The sequence below is a fragment of the Zwartia lucis genome (assembly GCF_965234455.1).
In the GTDB taxonomy this organism is placed as follows: Bacteria; Pseudomonadota; Gammaproteobacteria; order Burkholderiales; family Burkholderiaceae_B; genus Zwartia; species Zwartia lucis.
The window spans coordinates 862,313-881,276 of the sequence record NZ_OZ248473.1; the positions used below are offsets into that span (position 1 = coordinate 862,313).

An 18,964-nucleotide genomic window follows, 5' to 3' on the forward strand; every position below is an offset into this window, starting at 1 on the left:
CGCTGCATCCTCAGGCACTCGTCGAGCTGAAGGCGATTCTTGGATCTAGCCACGCGTACAAAAGATCGACTAGCAGATTAAGAATCAAAATCAAAAAAGCGGAAACCAAAACCGCCGCCTGTAGTACAGGATAATCTCTTGTATTGATTGCCTCAATAACAATTCGACCTATTCCAGGCCAAGCGAATACGGTTTCAGTGACTACAGCGCCAGACAGCAAAACGCCGAACTGCAAAGCGACAAATGTCACGATCGGAATAGCTGCATTTCTCAATGCATGTCGAGTGACAACGCGCCACTCACTAACACCTGAAAGTCGTTCAAATCGAACAAAATCGCTGCGCATAGCTTCAAGCATATTAGATCTAGTCAGCCGCGCTATAGCACCAGCTGTAAAGAAGGATAAAGTTATCGCCGGTAGAACCAAATGCTTAAGCTCGCCGTGACCAGAGGTTGGAAACCAGCCAAGATAAACCGCAAAAAACATGATCAAAAGCAAGCCCAACCAAAAGCTCGGAGTAGACTGCCCCAAAGCAGCCATCCATCGAACGGATTGATCGATCCATGTATCGCGACGAATAGCCGAAAAAATACCCAGTGGCAAAGCAATAAGTACCGCCAGTATCATCGCTGTTACACCCAGCGTTAGCGTGGCCGTCAACCCATCGAGCACCAGCTCGAACGCTGGCTCTCGATACTTAAACGAAAGTCCCAAATCACCTTTCAAGACATTTTTTGCAAACGTAAGGTATTGCAGATACAACGGCTTATCCAAACCGTACTGATTTCGAAAAAAATTCCTATCGTCCACCGTCGCCTCGGTCGGCAACAATGTCAGCGCGGGATCACCGGTCAAACGCGCCAATCCAAACACAATCATGCTGACAAAAACAGCAGTGATTAATGTTTGCCCAAGTCGGATGAGTGTAAATCTCAACATCGCTAGATACCTCGTTGTGTGAAGCTCAACCGACCCAGGCCTCTATTCTATTATTTTTTTTTAAGCATGATAAATTCAGGCCAAGAAACCTTCGCACGCGGCTCCCAGTCAATATTATTTCTCATTGCGTAGGCTTCATCAGTGGTCCACAGGAATATGGCGGGTGGATTGTCGTACACATGCGTAAAGAGTCGCTGCATATGCACTTCCCGAGCTTTTGGATCAACAATTGCGTTAGCTTGGTCGATCATCTCGTCAAGGACTTTGTCGTTTTGCCATGAGAGCGCACCGTTGGAATGCAGGTTTCTTGGCAAGCGACCCATGGCTTCGTTATTAAAGTCAGTCCATCCCATCCAGAACATATCTGCGCTTTTAAAGTCTTTTGCAGAGATGCGTCCTAGGAACGTACCATACTCAAGCAACTCCAATCGAGTCTTGATTCCGATCTGGGAGAGATAGAAGAAAACTGCCTCTGCCACTTCTTTGCTCTGAGCCACGCGGCCCGGTGCCAAACCAAATACATTGTATGTACGGTTGAAGTCGAAGCCGGCCTCTACCAACAACGCCTTGGCTTTTTGAGGGTCGTAAGGGTATGGGTCACGCTCTATGTTGCAACCAAAGATATCGCGATGACATAACGTGGTCGACTCAGTTGCCTTACCAAACATCACTCTGTCGATCAAGGTCTTTCTATCGATTGCCATGTTGAGAGCTCTACGCACTCTGGGATCGGCAAACGCCCCATGCGCAGCTTGTGGATTCAAAACAATAAAAATATTCTGATAACTCGGGCGGGTAACGACTTTAACGTTCGAATCCCGCTCGAGCGCCCTTGCAAGTTGAGGAGGGACATTCGCGATTGCGTCGACCTCGCCAGCGCGAAGCATTGCAACCCGAGTTTGAGGATCAGTAACGGTCTTAATGATTAAACGATCATAGGTCACGGGATCTCCCCAATAGCCATCGTTTTTTTCAAAGATGGACTCTTGCCCAAGTCGACGACTTACAAACTTTAGAGGACCGGTTCCGATTGCTGCTTGCGCAAATCGATTGTCACCCAACTCTTCAACAGTTTTTTTATTAACGATATAAAAATTCTCGCCTAAGTTGGCCAGTATGGTCGCATCTGGTTTGGCAAGAATGAGTCGAACAGTTTGATCATCAACAACCTCAACGTTTTTTATATTTTTCGTCAGTATCGGTGATCGTGGATTTTTTATGTTGGGGTTGTTGGATCGAGCCCATGAGAAACGTACATCCTCTGAGGTAAACGGTTCTCCGTTGTGAAACACAACATTAGGGCGTAATTTGAAAGTGTAAACGGTTCCATTGTCAGACACTTGATGCGACAAGGCTAACTTTGGGATCACGTCCCCTGATACATCGTGTCCGTAAAGCCCTTCATAGACATGATTGATGAACTGAAAGTCACCTGCCCCGGAAATCTTGTGTGGGTCGGTTGTGGTCGCATCAATCCCTGTCACTGTCACGTTAACTTGCGCGACAGCCGGTCCAGTAGCCCAGAGGGAGCCCAAGACCACAAGGATAGCAAGTAAATCTTTTCTACTTTTCATGGTTTTCCTCCAACACATTGCAATAATGTTTACTCCCCCCGATCCCAGCAATCGGTGGTTGAGCGAGAGAGCTTGTGTTTCATGATGCGCTGAGTGGGTGTCTTGGGAAATCCCTCGACAATTTTGACAAAACGGGGAATCTGAAAACGTGCCATCTTTCCTTTGCACCACTCGATGAAGCTCTCAGAGTCAAAGTTTTCGGTTCGCGGTTTCACAAAGACCTTGATTTCCTCATCACCAAATTCGTTGGGTACAGCGATAACTGCGGACTCCTCTATTTCAGAATGAGTACCTATAATTCGTTCGACTTCCCAAGCCGAAATGTTCTCACCCCTTCTCCGAATACTGTCTTTTTGCCTTCCAACAAAGAAATAAATCCCGCGTTGATCTTGACGAACTAGATCACCGGTGCGAAACCATCCGTCCTCATACGCGGCTTCGGTGGCTTCGTGGTTCTTGAAATAGCCCGGCGTGATTAATCCTGGCTCTAGTGACCGAAGAATCAGTTGACCTGTTTCGCCTCGCTGCACGTCAAGACCACTCTGATCAACAATTCGGGCCTCGTAATAGGGTAGGGGTCGACCTAACGCTCCAGGCTCACCTTCGATATTTACTATGTTCAAACTGGATGTCTCTGTCATCCCAAAGCTGTCACGCATTTGGAGGCCAAATCTAGCTTCGAATGAGCGCCACAGATCGATTGGACACCCACCCCCCCATGCAATCCTTACCGTGTTATCGCAGTCATCGTGACGCACGGGTTGCTTCATAAGCAGCTGGGGCACTCCACCGACATAATGGATGTGCGTTGCTCCGAAGTGTCTCGCTTGATCCCAGAACTTGCTTGCACTGAATCGATCAACCATTCCAAGTGTGACGCGCTTCATGGTTGCGAGCACCAACACCTCGATGCCAAATAAGTGATACATTGGTTCCCAAAACAAGAGCACGTCATCATCTTCAACGCCAGATAGAATCAACGAGCTCACGGCAGACGCTCGATACATTTTGTCTGTGACTAGTGCGCCCTTTGGAACACCTGTTGTGCCTGACGTATAACAAATCGCTAGTATGTCGTTCGTTTTTGGACGTGTCTGCGGTGCCGTATCCACAGCAAACTGACGCACTCTTTCAAACGACTCAATCCGTGGACAATCCGGCGATTGCCTCTCGCGCTCAGGTCTTCGATCTTCTGGCTGCTCCGCGTCACCACGAGAAACTAGGGTGAAACCTGTTTGCGCATTTGGCGATGCTCCGTCAGTCTGTCCAAACCATGCCTCAGTCAGTCGGGTTATGTAGCTTGCCTCAGCGATCACACAGCTAGGCTCACTGTGTTGCAACAGGAATGACAGCGGCGCACCAGTTAGATGTACGTTTACCGGAATCAACACAGCACCCAACTTAGCCAGCGCAAAGAATGTGACTATGTGGTCAATGTGATGATCGAGCATCACAGCTATTCGATCGCCTGGCTTGATGGCTAGATCCAAGAGTCCATTGGCAAAACAATTTACTGCTTTATTAAGCTCGGCGTAAGTGAGGTCTTTGTTGTTGTGACGCAGGACAACGTGCCCTCCATCCTCGGCAGCCCTTGTCTCAAGCAAACTTTTTACAGTTACCTCTGAGGATATGTGCTCCTGACTGCGATTGCCCTGAAAATGAGTTTCCGCGGTTAGTCTCTCTCTCACCATAGCCATCTACCCGTGTCTTTGAGGTCCCATAACTCGACAACGTCACCGTGCCGACCAACTTGCACACGCCGCGAGATTTCCACACGCCCGTTAAGTACACGAGTGGCCATGGCAAAGAATTGAAAGAAGGCCGAACGAAGATCCTCCGGCGCATCCGAACCAAATGGCTCGAACGTTTCAAGGGCAATTTGAACGTGGTTCTCATTCAGTTGCTGGCTTGTATGCACCTGGGTGCATCCGGTAAGAATTGATTCGAACACCTGAGAGATACTTTGTACTGATTTATTAGCGATGTCGAGTTCCGAGCGGAAATGGTCTGCATATTGAATCGCTAGCCCACGCATGACTTCAGCAATGATGTAGTTTGCCGTGTTTTCGCCGTACATCAGCTGCAGCTGTTCTACGGTTGTTTTTACATAACCTTTTGACCAGTTTCTGTGAGCCTTCAGTTGTCTAGCTTCAGGCCACAGCGCTGGGTCGAGGACTGGCAATTGCCTTCGATCGCACTCTGGCGTTTGTTGCACTACCTCGTAGCGCATTTCCTCCCCTGGCGCAAGGTCACGATCGTATTCAATGAAATATCCCTCGTCATATGGGTAACCTTCCGTGACAAATTTTGTAGCAACCCATCCTAGACGCGGGCATCCCATAAGCTTGCCGTTATAAGGGTGCCATCCTGAAAAGCCAGTGCGACGAATATTTGTTGGAACCGCAAGCATCGACACGCCCGGGTATGTCCACATGGGCGATAGGTACCTTATCCATACCTTTTTCGGGGACTCCTCCACATAGTCCATCTTTAGACCACCCATGATGTTTGTGAAGTAGTGGTACTTCGCCGCAACGACCGCGGGTGGTTCGCTCTCTCCAATTCCCAGCTTGCGCAAGCCCTCTTGATACTTTTCACCTTGATGCGCAGCTAGCAATCGCAACCATAGCTTGTGCAGTGCCGGATCTCCTTTTTCACGCAGGGTAACGATGTGGAGACCCGACCAAATTAAGCCTAAGAATCGGTTACCAACATCGCATTCACGACGCAATCGTTCAATATCAGACATTGACTTCATCACTCCATACGATGCGAAATTAGTTATCGCTATGCGATAACTATTATTTATTTGTACATTGATTATGTTCTATTGAATTTTTCTTGTCAATATCTTTTTTTGCCGCAGCCTCTTTCAAAACCAATAACAGAATTGTTGACGCCGGTTGAAAATTGACCGTGCGGGGGTGCGGCTAAAAACTTGGACTGGCTTGCGTCATAAGTCCGAGACTTTGTCTGTATCCTAGGGGACTAAGTGATCCAAGAGATATCTTGATTCATTTGGCTCCCCACCCTTGATTTGAACCAAGGACCAGCAGGATTAACAGAAAAGTCGGTTATTTAAATATCGTTTAAAAACAGTATGTTATCTTCAAAAAAGATCATCGTGTAATAGTTCATGTAATTGAATCAAGAGTTGCATTATGCAACTCTTGGGCACTGGGGTCCGTTTTTACTCATTACACAAACCTGGACTGTTGGGCATCTCTCTCCTCGGGGAGTATGTGTTTCATCGCGAAACCCTATTATTAACTTTGCACCGAGCGCGTAGATCGATTGTCAAGACCGGCTTTAGTCATCGCCACAATACCAATGCCAACGGCAAGCCATAACGTGAGACTCTGACTTGACTCGCGGCGTTTGAATCACGCGCAGCGCCACAAACTGACTATCGGTTGAGCCGGGCTTGACGCCGCCAGCCCTTTTTAACTTACTGCTCCAGTGATAGAACGTGTTGAGTCGTAGGCCGTGTTTGCCTGCATACGCCATCAACGACAGGCCTTCTCGCTTAACACCGGCTAAATGCTCGGTCCAAAACTGCACGCCTTTGCTATTTTTCATCTGCATCTCATCTTACGTTTGGAGATAGAGATGATCGCGCAGCTTTTACCGCGTGACTAGGTTGGGGTTTATGGATCGCTTACCGTTATCTGACGCACCCAGATGGCAGCAACATCTTGGCGGTCACTCGCTAGGGTCGTGTGGCGGGGCCTAAGCATCTGCTGCTTGACGAGGCGTACCTGTCAAGCTTTGGGCACTTGCGCTTGCCGCAATATCTTTACACGGCGCTGCAACGTTTTGACGCGTGGATCGAACCGGCCTTGCTGGCTGAGTGGGCGCGGCTAATCAAAGGATATGCGCTGCGCCAACACCGCACGGTTGACGAAAATACCTTAGTGGCTGCGTTGGCCTGGTCAGACCCCGCACGCGACGTCACCCTTGCTCGTGGGCAGGCGCTGCAACTGCTGCAAGGTGATGGCTTGCAGTGTGTTTATAGCGGCAAGCGTTTAACTGCAAACACGCTCGACATCGATCACTGTTTGCCTTGGTACGCCTGGCCCTGTAGTGACTTATGAAACCTACTCCCCGCATCGTCGCAACTCAATCGCCAAAAGAGCGACCGCGTACCAAGCGAGGTCATGCTCTCTGGCGCGCAAACCCGTATCCAAGACTGGTGGGCGCAGGCGTATGACGGAGTGCTGGGCGAAAGGTTTAGGCTAGAGGCGCAGGCAAGATTGCCGCTGGTGGGTGATGGTGCGGGGGTTGAAGAGGTGTAAGCGGGGGTACGGGTGCAGCTCCGTCCCATGCCATACCCAAAACTCTCACCCCTCTGCAAAGATCATTGCAATTTCATAATCACGACGCTATTTTTGTTGTAACCCAGCGCGCCGGGCAGTGTCGCCCCATCGAATGACTTCGCTGGTCAGTAGCGCCTGGAAAGCCGACGGGGTGGAAGAGGCGGGTAGCGCGCCGCTGTTCTTGAGGAAGCGGGCAAATTCTGATGTAGCTACGATCTTGTTGATTTCAACATTAAGTTTATTCACGATCGCAGTCGGTGTATCCGCTGGTGCAAAGACACCCCACCACAGATCCGCGATATAGTCGATTCCCTCGTCGCGGACCGTGGGCACGTTTGGAAAATCCGGATCCCGTTTGGCACTAGTAAATGCCATTTTCGGTAGGTTTTCAGCGACAGTACCTCGAATCGATGCAATTGAGGTAATAATTAAATCGGTACGTCCTGCCATCAGATCGATGAGCGCCGGAGCGATACCTTTGTAGCTAATCGCAGTCATTTTAATACCAGTTGTCGTTGCGAGCAGCTCTGTTGCCAAATGTGTGTTGTCACCTAGACCGCTTGTTCCGAAGTTGATTTTTCCCGGGTTGGCCTTCGCCATCGTGACAAGCTCTGGCACGGTCTTGGCCGGGAAATCTTGACGGGTGATAATCAAAAACGGCGCTGAGGCCACCTGTGCGACGGCTCTGAATGCCTTGATCGGATCGTATGGCGTCTTTTGCACAGCCGCCGATGTCGCTAACGAACTCGAGACGAAGAGCAACGTATAGCCGGTGGGCTCCGACGAGGCGACGGATTGCGCACCAATCGTGCTGCCGCCACCTGGCCGATTTTCTACCACGAACGATTGCCCGAGGGATTTAGTCAACTGGCTGGCAAGTTGACGCGCGATGACATCATTGCTCGCGCCTGGGGCAAAGGGCACAATGATCCGAACCGTTTTATTGGGCCAATTGTCGTCCGCGTGCGCCGGAACTGCCGCGCAAAGCAAAGCCATAATTGCTATCAGTATCGTGACGCTCATCGTTGCAACGCGGTCAAAAAAACGGCTGCGGGAGCCGTTACATACGTCGTTGAAAAAGCTATTGAACTGGCGGTTAATCAAAGAATCGGTCATCAAAAATCTCCTCTCAGTGTAAACATTCGTCTCAATTACCCGAACAGCAGTTCGCGAGTAGCATCCGGATCAGATAAGAGCTTGGCGACCCCATTGAGAGCCGATTTTGTACCCTCAATGATCGCGCGCTTGCCCAGGCGTTCACCGTCTGGGTAGGCCATGATCCGATAAACGCATGCAGAGCCCGGCATTCCAGAAACTGGGATGGTGAATGCTCCAGTTTCCTTCAAAAGGATCATCGCAGCTGCTGCAGTAGCTTCGATGGGCACAATCCGAGGGACGGAAACGCCACTTTGACGAAGGGCGAGTTCGAGAAAATCCTCGCCGTGGATGGCCACCCCGGGGCCGGCTCGATACGCACGCCCGTCAAGTACGCCTTGAAGTTCCTCGCGGATCGAGTCCGCAAAAGCGGCCGCCCGGACGATGGGTTCGGGGTCGAAGGATTCGAGTGCGTTGTAACCGGCCACGATCGAACCAAGTTGTGCCTCAAGCCCAAACATGAAGGCCTTAGCGCGAATTTCCCTGATGAGCTCCTTACGGCCGGCCACAATGCCTGAGCGTGGACCCGTGACGTGTTTATCGAGCGACCAAACTGCAACGTCTGCACCCAGCGCGAGCGCTGGGTGCTCGCCGTAAATAGAAACGCGCGCGGCCATATGCGCATCATCAATCATGATTTTCGCGCCTAACTGGCGCGCGATCTTGATGACCTTCACGGCTTCGGTTTCTGGAAAGTGATGCTTGGAGGGCGAAATCGCTGTAACGCACACCATGGAGGGACGCTCGGTGAGCGCGGCAACAGTTTGCTCGAAGGCGGCAGCCCCGATGACCTCGACAAAACGTCCTCCCATCTGAAGGACAGAGTTCTTCAGCGATGGATGACAACGATCCGCAGGAACCACCGATAGGACCAGGTCACCGGGCTTGATCATCGCCATCATTGTGGCGAGGATCGCAGCACTCACACGATTGCAGAGAAATGCGTCGTCGCGGTTGAGCGTACCACCGAGCCGCTCAATTGCAAGCGGAACAAGCCTATCATGATCGAGTACACCGAAGTGAATGTAGGAGCGCATTCCGGCCAGGTCTTCTGGCTTGAACCGAAAACCCCGAATCAGCCCAGTCAGGTTATAGGCGGAGTCAGGGCCTAGTGCGGCGCAGCGCTCACGTCCAAGATCGTAGGCGTGGCGCTGTCGCATGATCTCGTCGGCGTTATTGCGAAGGATTTCTCCGCGAGCATAGGACACGGTCGGATCAATTCGGTTGCCGAATCGATCTTTGACAAGCGCCTTGGACGCCGTAGCAGGTTGCTCTATCGCGATATTATTCAATGGATTTTTTCCTTGTGGTTAAGCCATATCTCAAATACTTATAGAGGCGATTCACACACAGCATTGAGGCATAAGTAACATGCTGCAAACTACAGTTTCATGGTGAGAATTTCACGGACTGAAATCGACATACAACAACTGACTATTTTCTTATCAACGATTTACACGTATTTTTTTAACTATAGGCTTATTTACCTTACCACATGAATACGCTAATAGACTTAAACCTGACAAAAGATACATAATCGCGAAAGACTATCCGTTCCACCTTATAAAGCGGGCACAACAATCAGCCAAATTCAATACTAACCCACTAAAAGAACCCCCCAAAAAAAGTAAATTTAACAATGCATTTTTTTCTCTGAACGTCAAACTGTAATTTGAAACCCATCGCACGAAAAACTCAAATCACGCGACCGGGGTGCAGACCGGGTGGTTACCAAAGTACTACTCGAAGCAGGAGAATCCTTCATGGATTGAAGCAAACGCCAACACCATCTTTGCGCAAGCTGCGGGCTCAAGGGACATGATCGTATGAGTCGAGTTCTTCATTCGTACCAGCTTGAAGTTTGGCACAGTCTTGCAAAGCAAATCAATTTGCTCATTGTCCGCAACCTTAGCTTCCGCTGGATAAAGCCCGAGAGATGGCGCCTTGATACCAGGCAAAGCAGCACTGAGGTCTACAATTTCGGCCAGTTCGGACAAGGCAATCATCGCCTCGACCGAGGACTTACCAATTTCCTCAGCGTAGAAATCCTTCAGACCTTGCTCTGTACCTGGTGGGAAGCGCAAGTCATTGTTGGCTGCTGCTGACCAAGCTTTTGGCCCCATTTTTCTGAGTGCTTCCTGCCATGAAGCGTACCCAAAAGAAAATGTCTCTGTAACATATTTATTATGCCAAACCCCAGAGGCAACGCAGGTCAAGGTGCGCACCCTTTCAGGATGATACGAGGCCAAACCCATGCCAATCATTCCACCGAGCGATTCGCCACAATAATGAACGCTATCGATTTGCAAGTGGTCAAGAAGATCGACTAGATCACCCAAAAATCCTTCAACTGTATATCCAGTCCTGGGGTCGAAGTCCAATGGCGACTGTCCCAAACCCCTTAAGTCTGGGCGTATCACCTTGAAATATCGCGACAAATACGGGATCCAGTTGAACCAAAACTTCCCAGACCGGGAGTAACCGTGCTGCAGTATTAAGTAGGGACGGTTTTTCCAGGGATCAGTGAAATCATCGATGGAATAGTGAATTGTCGGTTTGTTAGGTCTTTTCAGAAGAGCCACGTCGGTTCCTTATCGTTATTGCTTCGGTTTAATGCCAGCGCGTTCCGCAGAAACAGCCCACTTCTTAAGTTCCACGCCAATAAACTCGTCAAAATCTCTGCCGACAATCAATAACGGTTCCACACCGAGGTTAGCGATTGCGTTCATATATTCTTTGTTTTTTGAGACTTGAGTCATTGCATCACCAAGTCTCTTTACAATAGCGGCAGGGGTTCCAGCGGGAGCCAGGATTCCGTACCAAGCCAACGCCTCATAGCCCGGAATAGATGCGCTTATTAGAGGAACGCCCGGCAAAATTTTCTCAGCCCCTTTCCCCGTTAACCCAACCGCCACCAACTGCCCCGATTTAATGAAAGACATTGATGAGGTCAAGTTGTTAACGATGAAGTCAACCTGACCTCCCAAGAGGGCTTGTGTCGCAGGGGCTGCTCCATTGAAGCTAACTTGCTCAAAAGGAATACCAAAACTGTCAGCTAGCATCTGAACTGCTAAGTGGTTTGCAGTACCAGATCCGGGAGTGCCATAAAACATCGGTTTATCACGTTTTCTTGCAATGGCTCTAAGGTCGTCAACCGTCTTAACGCCAAGTTCAGGCCTCGCGACAAGCACGTATGGAGCAACTCCAATCGTTCCAATACCCATAAAGTCCTTTTGCGGATCAAATGGAAGGTTCGCTGTTGTGCTGGGAAGGATGGCGTGACCGTTCGCGACTAACAGCAACGTATAACCGTCTGGTTTTGCTTTGGCCACGTAGGTAGAACCCACGATGCCACCCGCACCAGCTCTGTTCTCAACAAGAAAAGGTTGACCTAAATCGGCCTGCAGGTACTTCCCAAGTGCACGCGCGAGCAGGTCTGTCGGCCCACCAGGTGCGAAGGGAACAACAATTTTTACTGGACGATCTGGGAAACTGGAGGCCTTACCAAGTAGCGGCACGCAGGCCATAATTACGGCAGATGCAAAAGCCAAAATAGTTTTCATACTATCTCCATAAAAGCAGTAGCCGTTATAAAAGTATCCAAGGTCAAACTTTAGCTTTCTCTGATGCAATTCCATCAACATCTATGATGTGTGGAACCAATTCCCTAATCAATGAACTCGCACAAGTTTCTGCAAACATCGCACTCTCTCCGGCCGCTCCTCTTGCGGGAATACGGATGGCCAAGCGGTGTAGCTGACTTCTCCGACATAAATGTCACCAAACGAATCCATAACAACGCCATGGGGAGCTATGAACTCGCCGAGGCCTGTGCCTGCCCCACCAGTTGAACCGAGCCTTGCCAAGAGACTCCCATCGCTGTCGAACAAGCTAAGCCTCGGACCAATGTTTGGGTGATTAGCATTCACCTGCATGAAAGGACCGAGTTCACCAACGATCAACACAGGTCGCTTTCCTCGGCAACAACAAAACAAGCCACAAGGACGATGTGTATTGCTCCACTGGGTTTCAAAGCGCCCATTTTGATCGAAAACTTGTATGCGATGATTCTCACGATCGGCAACATAAACCCAACCGTCCCTATCTGTCGCTATGTTGTGAACAATGTTGAACTCCCCCGCCCCGGTTCCAGGGCCTCCCCAAGATAGCAGATGCTTGCCATCAGGCGAAAATTTGTGAACCCGAGCGTTTCCATATCCATCCGACACAAAAATGTCACCGTTAGGAGCCAACGCAGTGTGGGTGCATCTGTGAAAAGGCTTGCCACTCATGTAGGGTGCTGGCTTGCCGGGAGTACCTATCTCAAACAGAACCTTCCCATCGATCGAGCATTTTCGGACAAAATGCCCCCCGTCATCAGTCAAATAGACATTGTCTTCATCATCAATTGAGATCCCATGCGCGCGGGGATACTCGCCCTCCCCCCACGACCTGAGAAAATTTCCGTGTCGATCAAAAACGACGATCGGGTGATCTCCTCGATTGAAGATGAAAACATTGTCCTTACTATCGACAGCGACGCCACCAACTTCCCTCAAATCCCAACCATCTGGCAAGTTTCCCCAACTCTCTGAAACGCGAAAGCGAAAATCGCCTTCTCCAATGATCGCGTCCATGGCCTCCTCCGAACACATTGAACAACCAAATTTATTGCTTATTTGTTTTCATTTATCTGGAAACTCTACTCCTTAACGCCCATTTGTCAAGGACCTCACCGATTCACCTCACCGATTCAATCGCAGCTTCGGAACTGAAGTGCTAGACGCGAATTTGTTCAATTCCGTCTTCTAGCTTACGTACAGACTAAACAGGCACAAGCATGGGCTTTTTCATCATGCCGCCGACACAAACTTTACCGACAAAATTTACCGAACAACTTGACTTAATCACTTTTGCATGATTAAGTCGACGTTGACTTCATTCACGAAGGAGACGGTCGTGCACGTGTTCATGGCAGGTCGCTTGCCTCAAGCTGCATTTAACAGACTCGAAAACGAACGCGGACTAACCGTTCAAGTGATTGACACCCCTGACACGAAAGAGATGGCAGCTGGACTTAAAGATGCTGACGTTTTGTTGCTTCGCGCAACGCCTATCCTAACGGCTCAACACATAGCTAACGCCGGCAAGCTCAAGGTTGTATCTCGTTACGGGGTTGGCTATGACAACGTAGATGTACCGGCGCTGACCAAGGCGGGAATCCCATTGATGGTGGTTGGAGACACCAACAGCACATCAGTCGCCGAAGGAGCGTTTTCACTACTGCTGGCAGCAGCTCGTCAATCAATCCACTACGATCAAGCTGTCCGGTCGGGCGACTGGCTTTTCCGTGATAGTTTCAACGCTGTAGAAATCTCCCGAAAGAATTTACTCGTGATTGGCTTCGGCAGAATTGGCCGCAAGATGGCGAAAATGGCACTCGCCTTCAACATGGAAGTACTGGTCAACGACCCTTTTGTATCCAACGACTCGGTAGTGTCTGAAGGATGCACGCCAGTTTCTGACTTGGGCAGCGCATTGGCCGTGTCCGACTTTATCAGCCTTCACCTCGCATTATCAAGATCAACGACACATCTGTTGAATAATGATCTCCTTCGAAAAATCAAACCTGGTGCAATTATCGTAAACACATCACGGGGTGGCCTTATCGACGAACACGCACTTGCAAATCACTTGAAATCTGGCTTGATAAAGGCAGCTGGCATAGATGTTTTCTCACAAGAGCCCGTTCATAAAGATAATGTGCTGCTTGGCTATCCTAACGTGATTTTGAGCCCTCACGCAGCAGGACTGACCAAGGAAGCGGCCGACCGAATGGCGATCGCATGTGTAGAAAATGCACTCCGAGCAATCGCAGGAAACTTGGATGTGACCTGCTTAGTGAACCCAGATAGCGTAGACGTCTAGGATAATTCCAAATTATCAAGGTGCGACAAAGCCTTACTTGTACCGCTTCAGCGGTCATCAAACCATCGACAAACTGATCAATCACCTCTTTGGGTATCTCAGGCAGTGGCCACTCGGGTGACCCGGCAATGGGGGCTTTCCTCTTGCTGGGTGTTGGCGGCGTTTTCTGTCGTGTCATAAAAGGCTTTGATTCGCAGATGCTGTTTGATGCATTTGAAGATCAGCTTTACTTGCCAACGTTGCTTGTACAGCGCCGCAAAACTGCGAGTGTGCCCATCAAACTCACATTGCACCAATATAAAGCAGCCTTTCATTGACAGGCGCATTGAAATATGCAAGTGTGACTGTTGTTCACTGTAAAATAATTTAAAGCGAGCACCTTGTGGCAAAGACGCTATACCAGAAAATACTACAGTCTCGTACCATAGCAACGCGCGGGCCACACGAACAATTACTGTATGTCGACCGGCATTATATTGATGAGACCTGCTTCACATGCTTTGACGCCTTGTTGGCACGCCAACACCGAGTAAGGCGCCCGGACCTGACCTTTGCCTTTGCCGACCACACTGTTCCGACCCGCGGCGGTCGCGCCGCAGTCAAGGACACGGAGATATCCACGGCGCTCGACCGACTGATTCGCGATACCGGCCAGTGGGGAATTGAATTATTTGGGATGGATTCGCCGTTCCAGGGAATTGCACATGTATCAGCGCCCGAACAGGGACTCTCGCTTCCTGGTCTGGTAGTAGTAGGTAGTGATTCACATATGCCCACTCATGGCGCCCTGGGAGCGCTCGGCATTGGGATCGGACTCAGCGAACAGACACACGTGCTCGCAACGCAGACAATATGGCACAAGACATTGACTGATTTACTGATCCGCATCGAGGGTCATCTATCGCCAGTCATCACTGCAAAGGACATCATCCTAGGAATTATCGGTGAAATCGGGGCTTCCGGAGCGGCAGGCTGTGCGATTGAATTCGGCGGTGATGCAATCGCCGACATGTCCATGGAACAAAGGATGACTTTGTGTAATATGGCGGTCGAGGCGGGGGCCCGTGCGGCGCTGGTCAGCCCCGACAAGGTGATGCTTGAGTATCTTGCCAATCGGGTCCGCACACCTAAAGGCGAGGACTGGGACCATGCCGTAGCCCAATATGAGTCACTCAGGAGCGATCCAGACGCCTTCTACGATAAGGCGTTCTGTTTCAATATTGATGAACTCGCGCCAATGGTGACCTGGGGGAACAGTCCCCAGGATGTAGTGGCAATCACGGGCCGCGTGCCGGACCTCGAGTTCCTGCGTTCTTCGCCAGATCGACAGAGGATAGAACATTCGCTGGAATATATGGGCATTGCACCGGGCCAAACCATATCAGGCCTGGCAATCGACAAGGTATTTATAGGTTCATGCACTAATGGCCGCATCGAAGACTTGCGGCTTGCTGCGTCCGTAGTCTGCGGGCGCCAGGCGCGTGTCCCGACCCTTGTAGTGCCGGGTTCCCAGGCCGTAAAACGACAGGCCGAGCACGAGGGACTCGATCAGGTCTTCTTGCAGGCTGGCATGCAATGGCGTGATCCCGGCTGTTCAATGTGTGTCGCAATGAACGGGGACAAAGTGCGCGCGGGTGAGCGATGCGCGTCGACGTCAAATCGTAATTTTATGGGGCGCCAGGGCGCTGGCAGTCGAACGCACCTCATGAGTCCGGCGATGGCGGCCGCCGCTTCGATCGCCGGATATATTGTTGATGTCAGGGAGCAGTTGTGACAGGAATCAAACAAGTACACGGCTATGCCGTGAGTATGGATGCGCCCAACATCGACACAGACCAGATCATTCCAGCGCGCTTTCTCTTACGATCACGTGATGCAGGATATGGCGAACTGCTATTCCGGGATAGCCGATTTGATAAAACCGGACGCAAACTCTCCGGACACGTCCTGAATTATCCGAGCGAAGAGACCATATCGATTTTGGTCGTCAACCAGAACTTTGGCTGTGGTTCGGCCCGGGAACAGGCCGCCTATGCTTTGTATGATTACGGGATTCGCGCCATCGTTGCGCCCAGCTTTGGGGAGATTTTCCGACTTAATTGCGTACGGTCCGGAATAATCCCGGCAATAGTCAGCGATGAAGACTCCGAGACATTGCATTCCTTACTCGATTCAAAAGGCAGGTTCATGAGCATTGATCTTCAAAACCGCCTGGTGACCGCCGACTCGGTGCATGTGAAGTTTGACATTGAAGATGTAAACGCGGAAAGACTGATAAATGACCGTGACGAAATCGAGGAAACGCTTGCACTCGAACGTGAAATCAGTGCGTTTGAGCTACGCATGTAGCCCATTCATTTCAAGAGACTGTCAACCGCAAAACGGGCATCAAGCACATTGACATCTTCAAGTCCGATCATGGTGTTGAAATCGCCCAGCGGCATCATGTCGACAGTATGGTCGCCGTATCCCTTGCCTGCCGCGATGTCGCCATAAAGTCCCGAGAGCATCTTGGCTACCGCAAACAGGACATCGGTAAACAAAATCATGGAGTATCCGAGTTGCTTTACCGAGGCGACATCGGGGGTCGGTGAAAGGCCACCGTGACACCAATTGAACAGGGTCGGTGCTTGTATGAGCTTTGGAATCTGTGCGACTTCATGATCCGACCTTGGAGCCTCCACGAAAAGCATATCAGCACCGGCCTCTTGGTACGCCTGCGCCCGGTCCATAGCGGCCTCGAAACCCTCGACCGCGATCGCGTCGGTGCGCGCAATGACGACAAAATCGTCGTCGATTCGTGTATCGACGGCAGCCTTGATCTTCTGCACCATTGCCGCAACTGGAACGATGCGCTTGCCTACCATATGTCCGCAGCGCTTAGGAAAAACCTGATCCTCTATGTGTACACCAGCCACGCCGCCGCGCTCCAGTTCCCTGATCAAGCGCGCAACGTTCAGGTGATTGCCATAACCATCATCGCCGTCGGCAATGACCGGTGCTTCGACCGAACCGGCGATACGGCAAACCGCATCGGTATTCTCGGATAAAGTCAACAAGCCCACATCGGGCAGACCCAGTTTCACGGCAGACAAGTTAAAGCCTCCAACGTGAATCACTTGGCAACCTGCCTGTCCAGCCAGGCGCGCTGACACCATATCGTATGCACCCGCAATACTGGAAAAGGCACCTGGCTGCAGTAATGAGCGCAAGGTTTGACACTGGTTACGCATAGCATTCCTTGTTGAAATGGTTCCTTAAACGGTCTGATACAAGCGTTCAACTCGAACATAGTATTGTCGTTTAAAAAAGCTAGACAGATTGTTTGTACAGTGTACAATAAATTCTTGAAGCCTAAAAGCTGAAAATTAGGGCTACGCTTTATTACTCATGGATCAACATGACAGACCGCATGGAGATTGACGAGGCTACGGCCTCCCAGGCCGCTGTGACTTTCAGCAAAGTATCAAAATGGTTTGGCGAAAGCCAAGTACTAAGGTCGGCCACGTTTAGTATTGCACCTCAGGAAGTTTGCGTCATTTGCGGCCCCAGCGGCTCTGGGAAAAGCACGCTATTGCGTTGTATAAATGGCCTGGAACAGATTCAGGAAGGCGTTATCACGGTCCTTGGCAAGCAGCTCAGCGACCGCGTATTGGCGTCGTCGACATTTCGCGCCAAGATTGGAATGGTGTTCCAGAAATTCAGTCTCTACCCTCACATGAACGTTCAAGATAATATGATCTTGGGCCTTAAAAATGTTCTCAAGATGGATGCCGCGGAAGCTGAGGACCGGGCGCTGCGGCTGCTAGCAAGAGTAGGGTTAGAAGGACGAGCGAAAGCCTATCCTTCTGAGCTGTCGGGCGGACAACAGCAGCGTGTTGCCATCGCCCGCGCATTGGTGATGGAGCCAAAAATAATGTTGTTCGACGAACCCACTTCGGCGTTGGATCCAGAGATGATCCGGGAAGTCCTAGATGTCATGCGGGAACTTGCGCAGCGCGGCATGACGATGATTACTGTCACCCATGAAATGGAATTTGCCCGAGAAGTTGCCGATCGGGTAATTTTTATGGATGAGGGCGCCATCGTGGAAGACGCGGCCACCGAAGAGTTTTTCGATCATGCAAAATCAGTACGGGCACAAAATTTTTTAGACCGAATACTTCGTCACTAAACATTAAATCACCACTGGAGAGGAAAATGTTTCAATTTAAATTTGATTTGAAGGGCCTACTATTAGGTATAGTTAGTCTGGCATGTCTGGTAGCTTTCGCGGGCCCCGTGAAGGCGCAGGTACCCAAAGATACTGTCGAGGCAATTAAATCGAAAGGCGAGATCCTGATAGGCGTGCGCAACGATTTCCCTCCAATCGGGTCTGTAGACGGTAGAGGAAATCCTATAGGTTTTGGCATCGACCTTGGAAACGCGATTGCAGATGCACTTGGCGTAAAAGCGAAATTTGTTGCAGTAACCTCGCGCACGCGGTTTCCATTGCTCAAGCAAGGATCCATCGATATCGAAATTGGTGTGACCACGCCTACGGTAGAACGAGAACAGGCCGTTGATTTTTCAATCCCGTATATTTGGGATGCCGTCAACATGATTATCAAAAAAGGTGCGAGCACCAAGCTCGCGGATTACGCTGCTCCCAAGAAAATCGCTACGACACAGGGAAGCTTTGTAGTCGACGTAATCAAGCAGGCGCTGCCTAACGCCGATATGGTACTTTTTCAAGAATTCCCCGAAGCGGTCGTTGCGCTTCAAAACGGCCGGGTTGATGCCGTGGGCATCAATCGTGCAAGCGCAGTCGCTTTCCTGAAGCGAGATCCAGATCGTCTCGCCATGTCCGAGGACTTCTTCAAAGACCCGTGGGCGATCATGGTGCGGAAGAACGATTCATCGATGCGCGTGACGGTCAACACCCTCCTTCAAAAGCTCTGGGCCGATGGAAGCTATCAAAAACTCTATATGAAGCACTTTGGTGCAGCGCCGGATTTTTACCTGTGGTCTCCATACCGCCTACAGCCGGGCATTGAAAAATAGGTTCTCGC

At 50.4% G+C, this 18,964-nt stretch carries 18 protein-coding genes and 1 pseudogene; 7 read left to right on the plus strand and 12 right to left on the minus strand.

Going from position 1 to position 18,964, the window contains the following annotated elements:
* Positions 1 to 10 precede the first annotated feature (10 nt).
* The 5 genes from AC8GE9_RS10460 to tnpA all read right to left on the minus strand — a co-directional run bounded on the left by AC8GE9_RS10460 (position 11) and on the right by tnpA (position 6,093).
* Positions 11 to 940, minus strand: coding sequence for an ABC transporter permease (locus AC8GE9_RS10460; RefSeq protein ID WP_482675974.1), 930 nt, complete (start codon positions 938 to 940; stop codon positions 11 to 13).
* Between the two features lie 50 nt (positions 941 to 990).
* Positions 991 to 2,514 (minus strand): ABC transporter substrate-binding protein, encoded by a 1,524-nt coding sequence (locus AC8GE9_RS10465; protein WP_482675975.1) that lies wholly within the window; start codon positions 2,512 to 2,514, stop codon positions 991 to 993.
* Between the two features lie 29 nt (positions 2,515 to 2,543).
* Entirely contained in the window at positions 2,544 to 4,211 is a 1,668-nt protein-coding gene (locus tag AC8GE9_RS10470) for an AMP-binding protein (RefSeq protein WP_506677100.1), read from the minus strand.
* The gene (locus tag AC8GE9_RS10475; protein WP_482675977.1) at positions 4,199 to 5,263 is read right to left on the minus strand and encodes a hypothetical protein; all 1,065 of its coding nucleotides are present in this window, start codon (positions 5,261 to 5,263) and stop codon (positions 4,199 to 4,201) included. Before AC8GE9_RS10475 ends, AC8GE9_RS10470 begins: the two co-directional genes overlap by 13 nt.
* Positions 5,264 to 5,823: 560 nt before the next feature.
* A complete protein-coding gene (gene tnpA, locus AC8GE9_RS10480; protein ID WP_506677101.1) occupies positions 5,824 to 6,093 on the minus strand; it encodes an IS66 family insertion sequence element accessory protein TnpA in 270 nt (89 codons plus the stop codon).
* Between the two features lie 140 nt (positions 6,094 to 6,233).
* Between tnpA and AC8GE9_RS10485 the strand changes: the two genes are divergently transcribed.
* Together AC8GE9_RS10485 and AC8GE9_RS10490 are read left to right on the plus strand one after the other, a co-directional pair.
* Positions 6,234 to 6,608: a DUF8808 domain-containing protein gene (locus AC8GE9_RS10485; protein WP_506677102.1), complete on the plus strand. Its 375-nt coding sequence runs from the start codon at positions 6,234 to 6,236 to the stop codon at positions 6,606 to 6,608.
* Positions 6,609 to 6,671: 63 nt separating this feature from the next.
* Entirely contained in the window at positions 6,672 to 6,809 is a 138-nt protein-coding gene (locus AC8GE9_RS10490) for a hypothetical protein (protein WP_506677103.1), read from the plus strand.
* A gap of 87 nt (positions 6,810 to 6,896) precedes the next feature.
* Here AC8GE9_RS10490 and AC8GE9_RS10495 read toward each other — a convergent pair whose 3' ends face one another.
* The 5 genes from AC8GE9_RS10495 to AC8GE9_RS10515 all read right to left on the minus strand — a co-directional run bounded on the left by AC8GE9_RS10495 (position 6,897) and on the right by AC8GE9_RS10515 (position 12,622).
* Entirely contained in the window at positions 6,897 to 7,946 is a 1,050-nt protein-coding gene (locus AC8GE9_RS10495; RefSeq protein WP_506677104.1) for a Bug family tripartite tricarboxylate transporter substrate binding protein, read from the minus strand.
* Positions 7,947 to 7,981: 35 nt separating this feature from the next.
* The gene (locus tag AC8GE9_RS10500) at positions 7,982 to 9,277 is read right to left on the minus strand and encodes a PLP-dependent transferase (protein ID WP_506677105.1); all 1,296 of its coding nucleotides are present in this window, start codon (positions 9,275 to 9,277) and stop codon (positions 7,982 to 7,984) included.
* A gap of 447 nt (positions 9,278 to 9,724) precedes the next feature.
* Entirely contained in the window at positions 9,725 to 10,567 is an 843-nt protein-coding gene (locus AC8GE9_RS10505) for an alpha/beta fold hydrolase (RefSeq protein ID WP_506677106.1), read from the minus strand.
* Positions 10,568 to 10,582: 15 nt separating this feature from the next.
* Positions 10,583 to 11,548 (minus strand): Bug family tripartite tricarboxylate transporter substrate binding protein, encoded by a 966-nt coding sequence (locus AC8GE9_RS10510; RefSeq protein ID WP_506677107.1) that lies wholly within the window; start codon positions 11,546 to 11,548, stop codon positions 10,583 to 10,585.
* Between the two features lie 108 nt (positions 11,549 to 11,656).
* Positions 11,657 to 12,622, minus strand: a complete 966-nt coding sequence (locus tag AC8GE9_RS10515; RefSeq protein ID WP_506677108.1) for a peptidyl-alpha-hydroxyglycine alpha-amidating lyase family protein — start codon at positions 12,620 to 12,622, stop codon at positions 11,657 to 11,659.
* Positions 12,623 to 12,944: 322 nt separating this feature from the next.
* Between AC8GE9_RS10515 and AC8GE9_RS10520 the strand changes: the two genes are divergently transcribed.
* Positions 12,945 to 13,913 (plus strand): hydroxyacid dehydrogenase, encoded by a 969-nt coding sequence (locus tag AC8GE9_RS10520; protein WP_506677109.1) that lies wholly within the window; start codon positions 12,945 to 12,947, stop codon positions 13,911 to 13,913.
* A 146-nt stretch (positions 13,914 to 14,059) separates the two neighbouring features.
* On the opposite strand, the pseudogene AC8GE9_RS10525 reads toward AC8GE9_RS10520, so the two are convergent.
* Positions 14,060 to 14,356 (minus strand): annotated as a pseudogene (locus AC8GE9_RS10525) (transposase); the annotation flags it as partial.
* Here AC8GE9_RS10525 and leuC point away from each other — a divergent pair.
* Together leuC and leuD are read left to right on the plus strand one after the other, a co-directional pair.
* Positions 14,296 to 15,687, plus strand: coding sequence for a 3-isopropylmalate dehydratase large subunit (leuC, locus tag AC8GE9_RS10530; protein ID WP_506677110.1), 1,392 nt, complete (start codon positions 14,296 to 14,298; stop codon positions 15,685 to 15,687). The pseudogene AC8GE9_RS10525 and the gene leuC sit on opposite strands and share 61 nt — an antisense overlap.
* Positions 15,684 to 16,262, plus strand: a complete 579-nt coding sequence (gene leuD, locus AC8GE9_RS10535) for a 3-isopropylmalate dehydratase small subunit (protein ID WP_506677111.1) — start codon at positions 15,684 to 15,686, stop codon at positions 16,260 to 16,262. Before leuC ends, leuD begins: the two co-directional genes overlap by 4 nt.
* A 5-nt stretch (positions 16,263 to 16,267) precedes the next feature.
* Here leuD and AC8GE9_RS10540 read toward each other — a convergent pair whose 3' ends face one another.
* On the minus strand, positions 16,268 to 17,146 hold the full coding sequence (locus tag AC8GE9_RS10540; protein WP_506677112.1) for an isocitrate lyase/PEP mutase family protein: 879 nt from the start codon (positions 17,144 to 17,146) through the stop codon (positions 16,268 to 16,270).
* A 179-nt stretch (positions 17,147 to 17,325) separates the two neighbouring features.
* Here AC8GE9_RS10540 and AC8GE9_RS10545 point away from each other — a divergent pair, with 179 nt between their 5' ends.
* Both AC8GE9_RS10545 and AC8GE9_RS10550 read left to right on the plus strand, forming a co-directional pair.
* On the plus strand, positions 17,326 to 18,087 hold the full coding sequence (locus tag AC8GE9_RS10545) for an amino acid ABC transporter ATP-binding protein (RefSeq protein WP_506677147.1): 762 nt from the start codon (positions 17,326 to 17,328) through the stop codon (positions 18,085 to 18,087).
* A 26-nt stretch (positions 18,088 to 18,113) separates the two neighbouring features.
* Positions 18,114 to 18,956, plus strand: coding sequence for a transporter substrate-binding domain-containing protein (locus tag AC8GE9_RS10550; protein WP_506677113.1), 843 nt, complete (start codon positions 18,114 to 18,116; stop codon positions 18,954 to 18,956).
* Positions 18,957 to 18,964 lie beyond the last annotated feature (8 nt).

What these genes read in the sequence shown, in the direction of transcription:
- AC8GE9_RS10460 (WP_482675974.1), bottom strand. Translation starts at nt 940, where the DNA reads ATGTTGAGATTTACACTCATCCGACTTGGGCAAACATTAATCACTGCT.
- AC8GE9_RS10465 (WP_482675975.1), bottom strand. Translation starts at nt 2,514, where the DNA reads ATGAAAAGTAGAAAAGATTTACTTGCTATCCTTGTGGTCTTGGGCTCC.
- AC8GE9_RS10470 (WP_506677100.1), bottom strand. Translation starts at nt 4,211, where the DNA reads ATGGCTATGGTGAGAGAGAGACTAACCGCGGAAACTCATTTTCAGGGC.
- AC8GE9_RS10475 (WP_482675977.1), bottom strand. Translation starts at nt 5,263, where the DNA reads ATGTCTGATATTGAACGATTGCGTCGTGAATGCGATGTTGGTAACCGA.
- tnpA (WP_506677101.1), bottom strand. Translation starts at nt 6,093, where the DNA reads ATGAAAAATAGCAAAGGCGTGCAGTTTTGGACCGAGCATTTAGCCGGT.
- AC8GE9_RS10490 (WP_506677103.1), top strand. Translation starts at nt 6,672, where the DNA reads ATGCTCTCTGGCGCGCAAACCCGTATCCAAGACTGGTGGGCGCAGGCG.
- AC8GE9_RS10495 (WP_506677104.1), bottom strand. Translation starts at nt 7,946, where the DNA reads ATGACCGATTCTTTGATTAACCGCCAGTTCAATAGCTTTTTCAACGAC.
- AC8GE9_RS10510 (WP_506677107.1), bottom strand. Translation starts at nt 11,548, where the DNA reads ATGAAAACTATTTTGGCTTTTGCATCTGCCGTAATTATGGCCTGCGTG.
- AC8GE9_RS10515 (WP_506677108.1), bottom strand. Translation starts at nt 12,622, where the DNA reads ATGGACGCGATCATTGGAGAAGGCGATTTTCGCTTTCGCGTTTCAGAG.
- AC8GE9_RS10540 (WP_506677112.1), bottom strand. Translation starts at nt 17,146, where the DNA reads ATGCGTAACCAGTGTCAAACCTTGCGCTCATTACTGCAGCCAGGTGCC.
- AC8GE9_RS10545 (WP_506677147.1), top strand. Translation starts at nt 17,326, where the DNA reads ATGGAGATTGACGAGGCTACGGCCTCCCAGGCCGCTGTGACTTTCAGC.
- AC8GE9_RS10550 (WP_506677113.1), top strand. Translation starts at nt 18,114, where the DNA reads ATGTTTCAATTTAAATTTGATTTGAAGGGCCTACTATTAGGTATAGTT.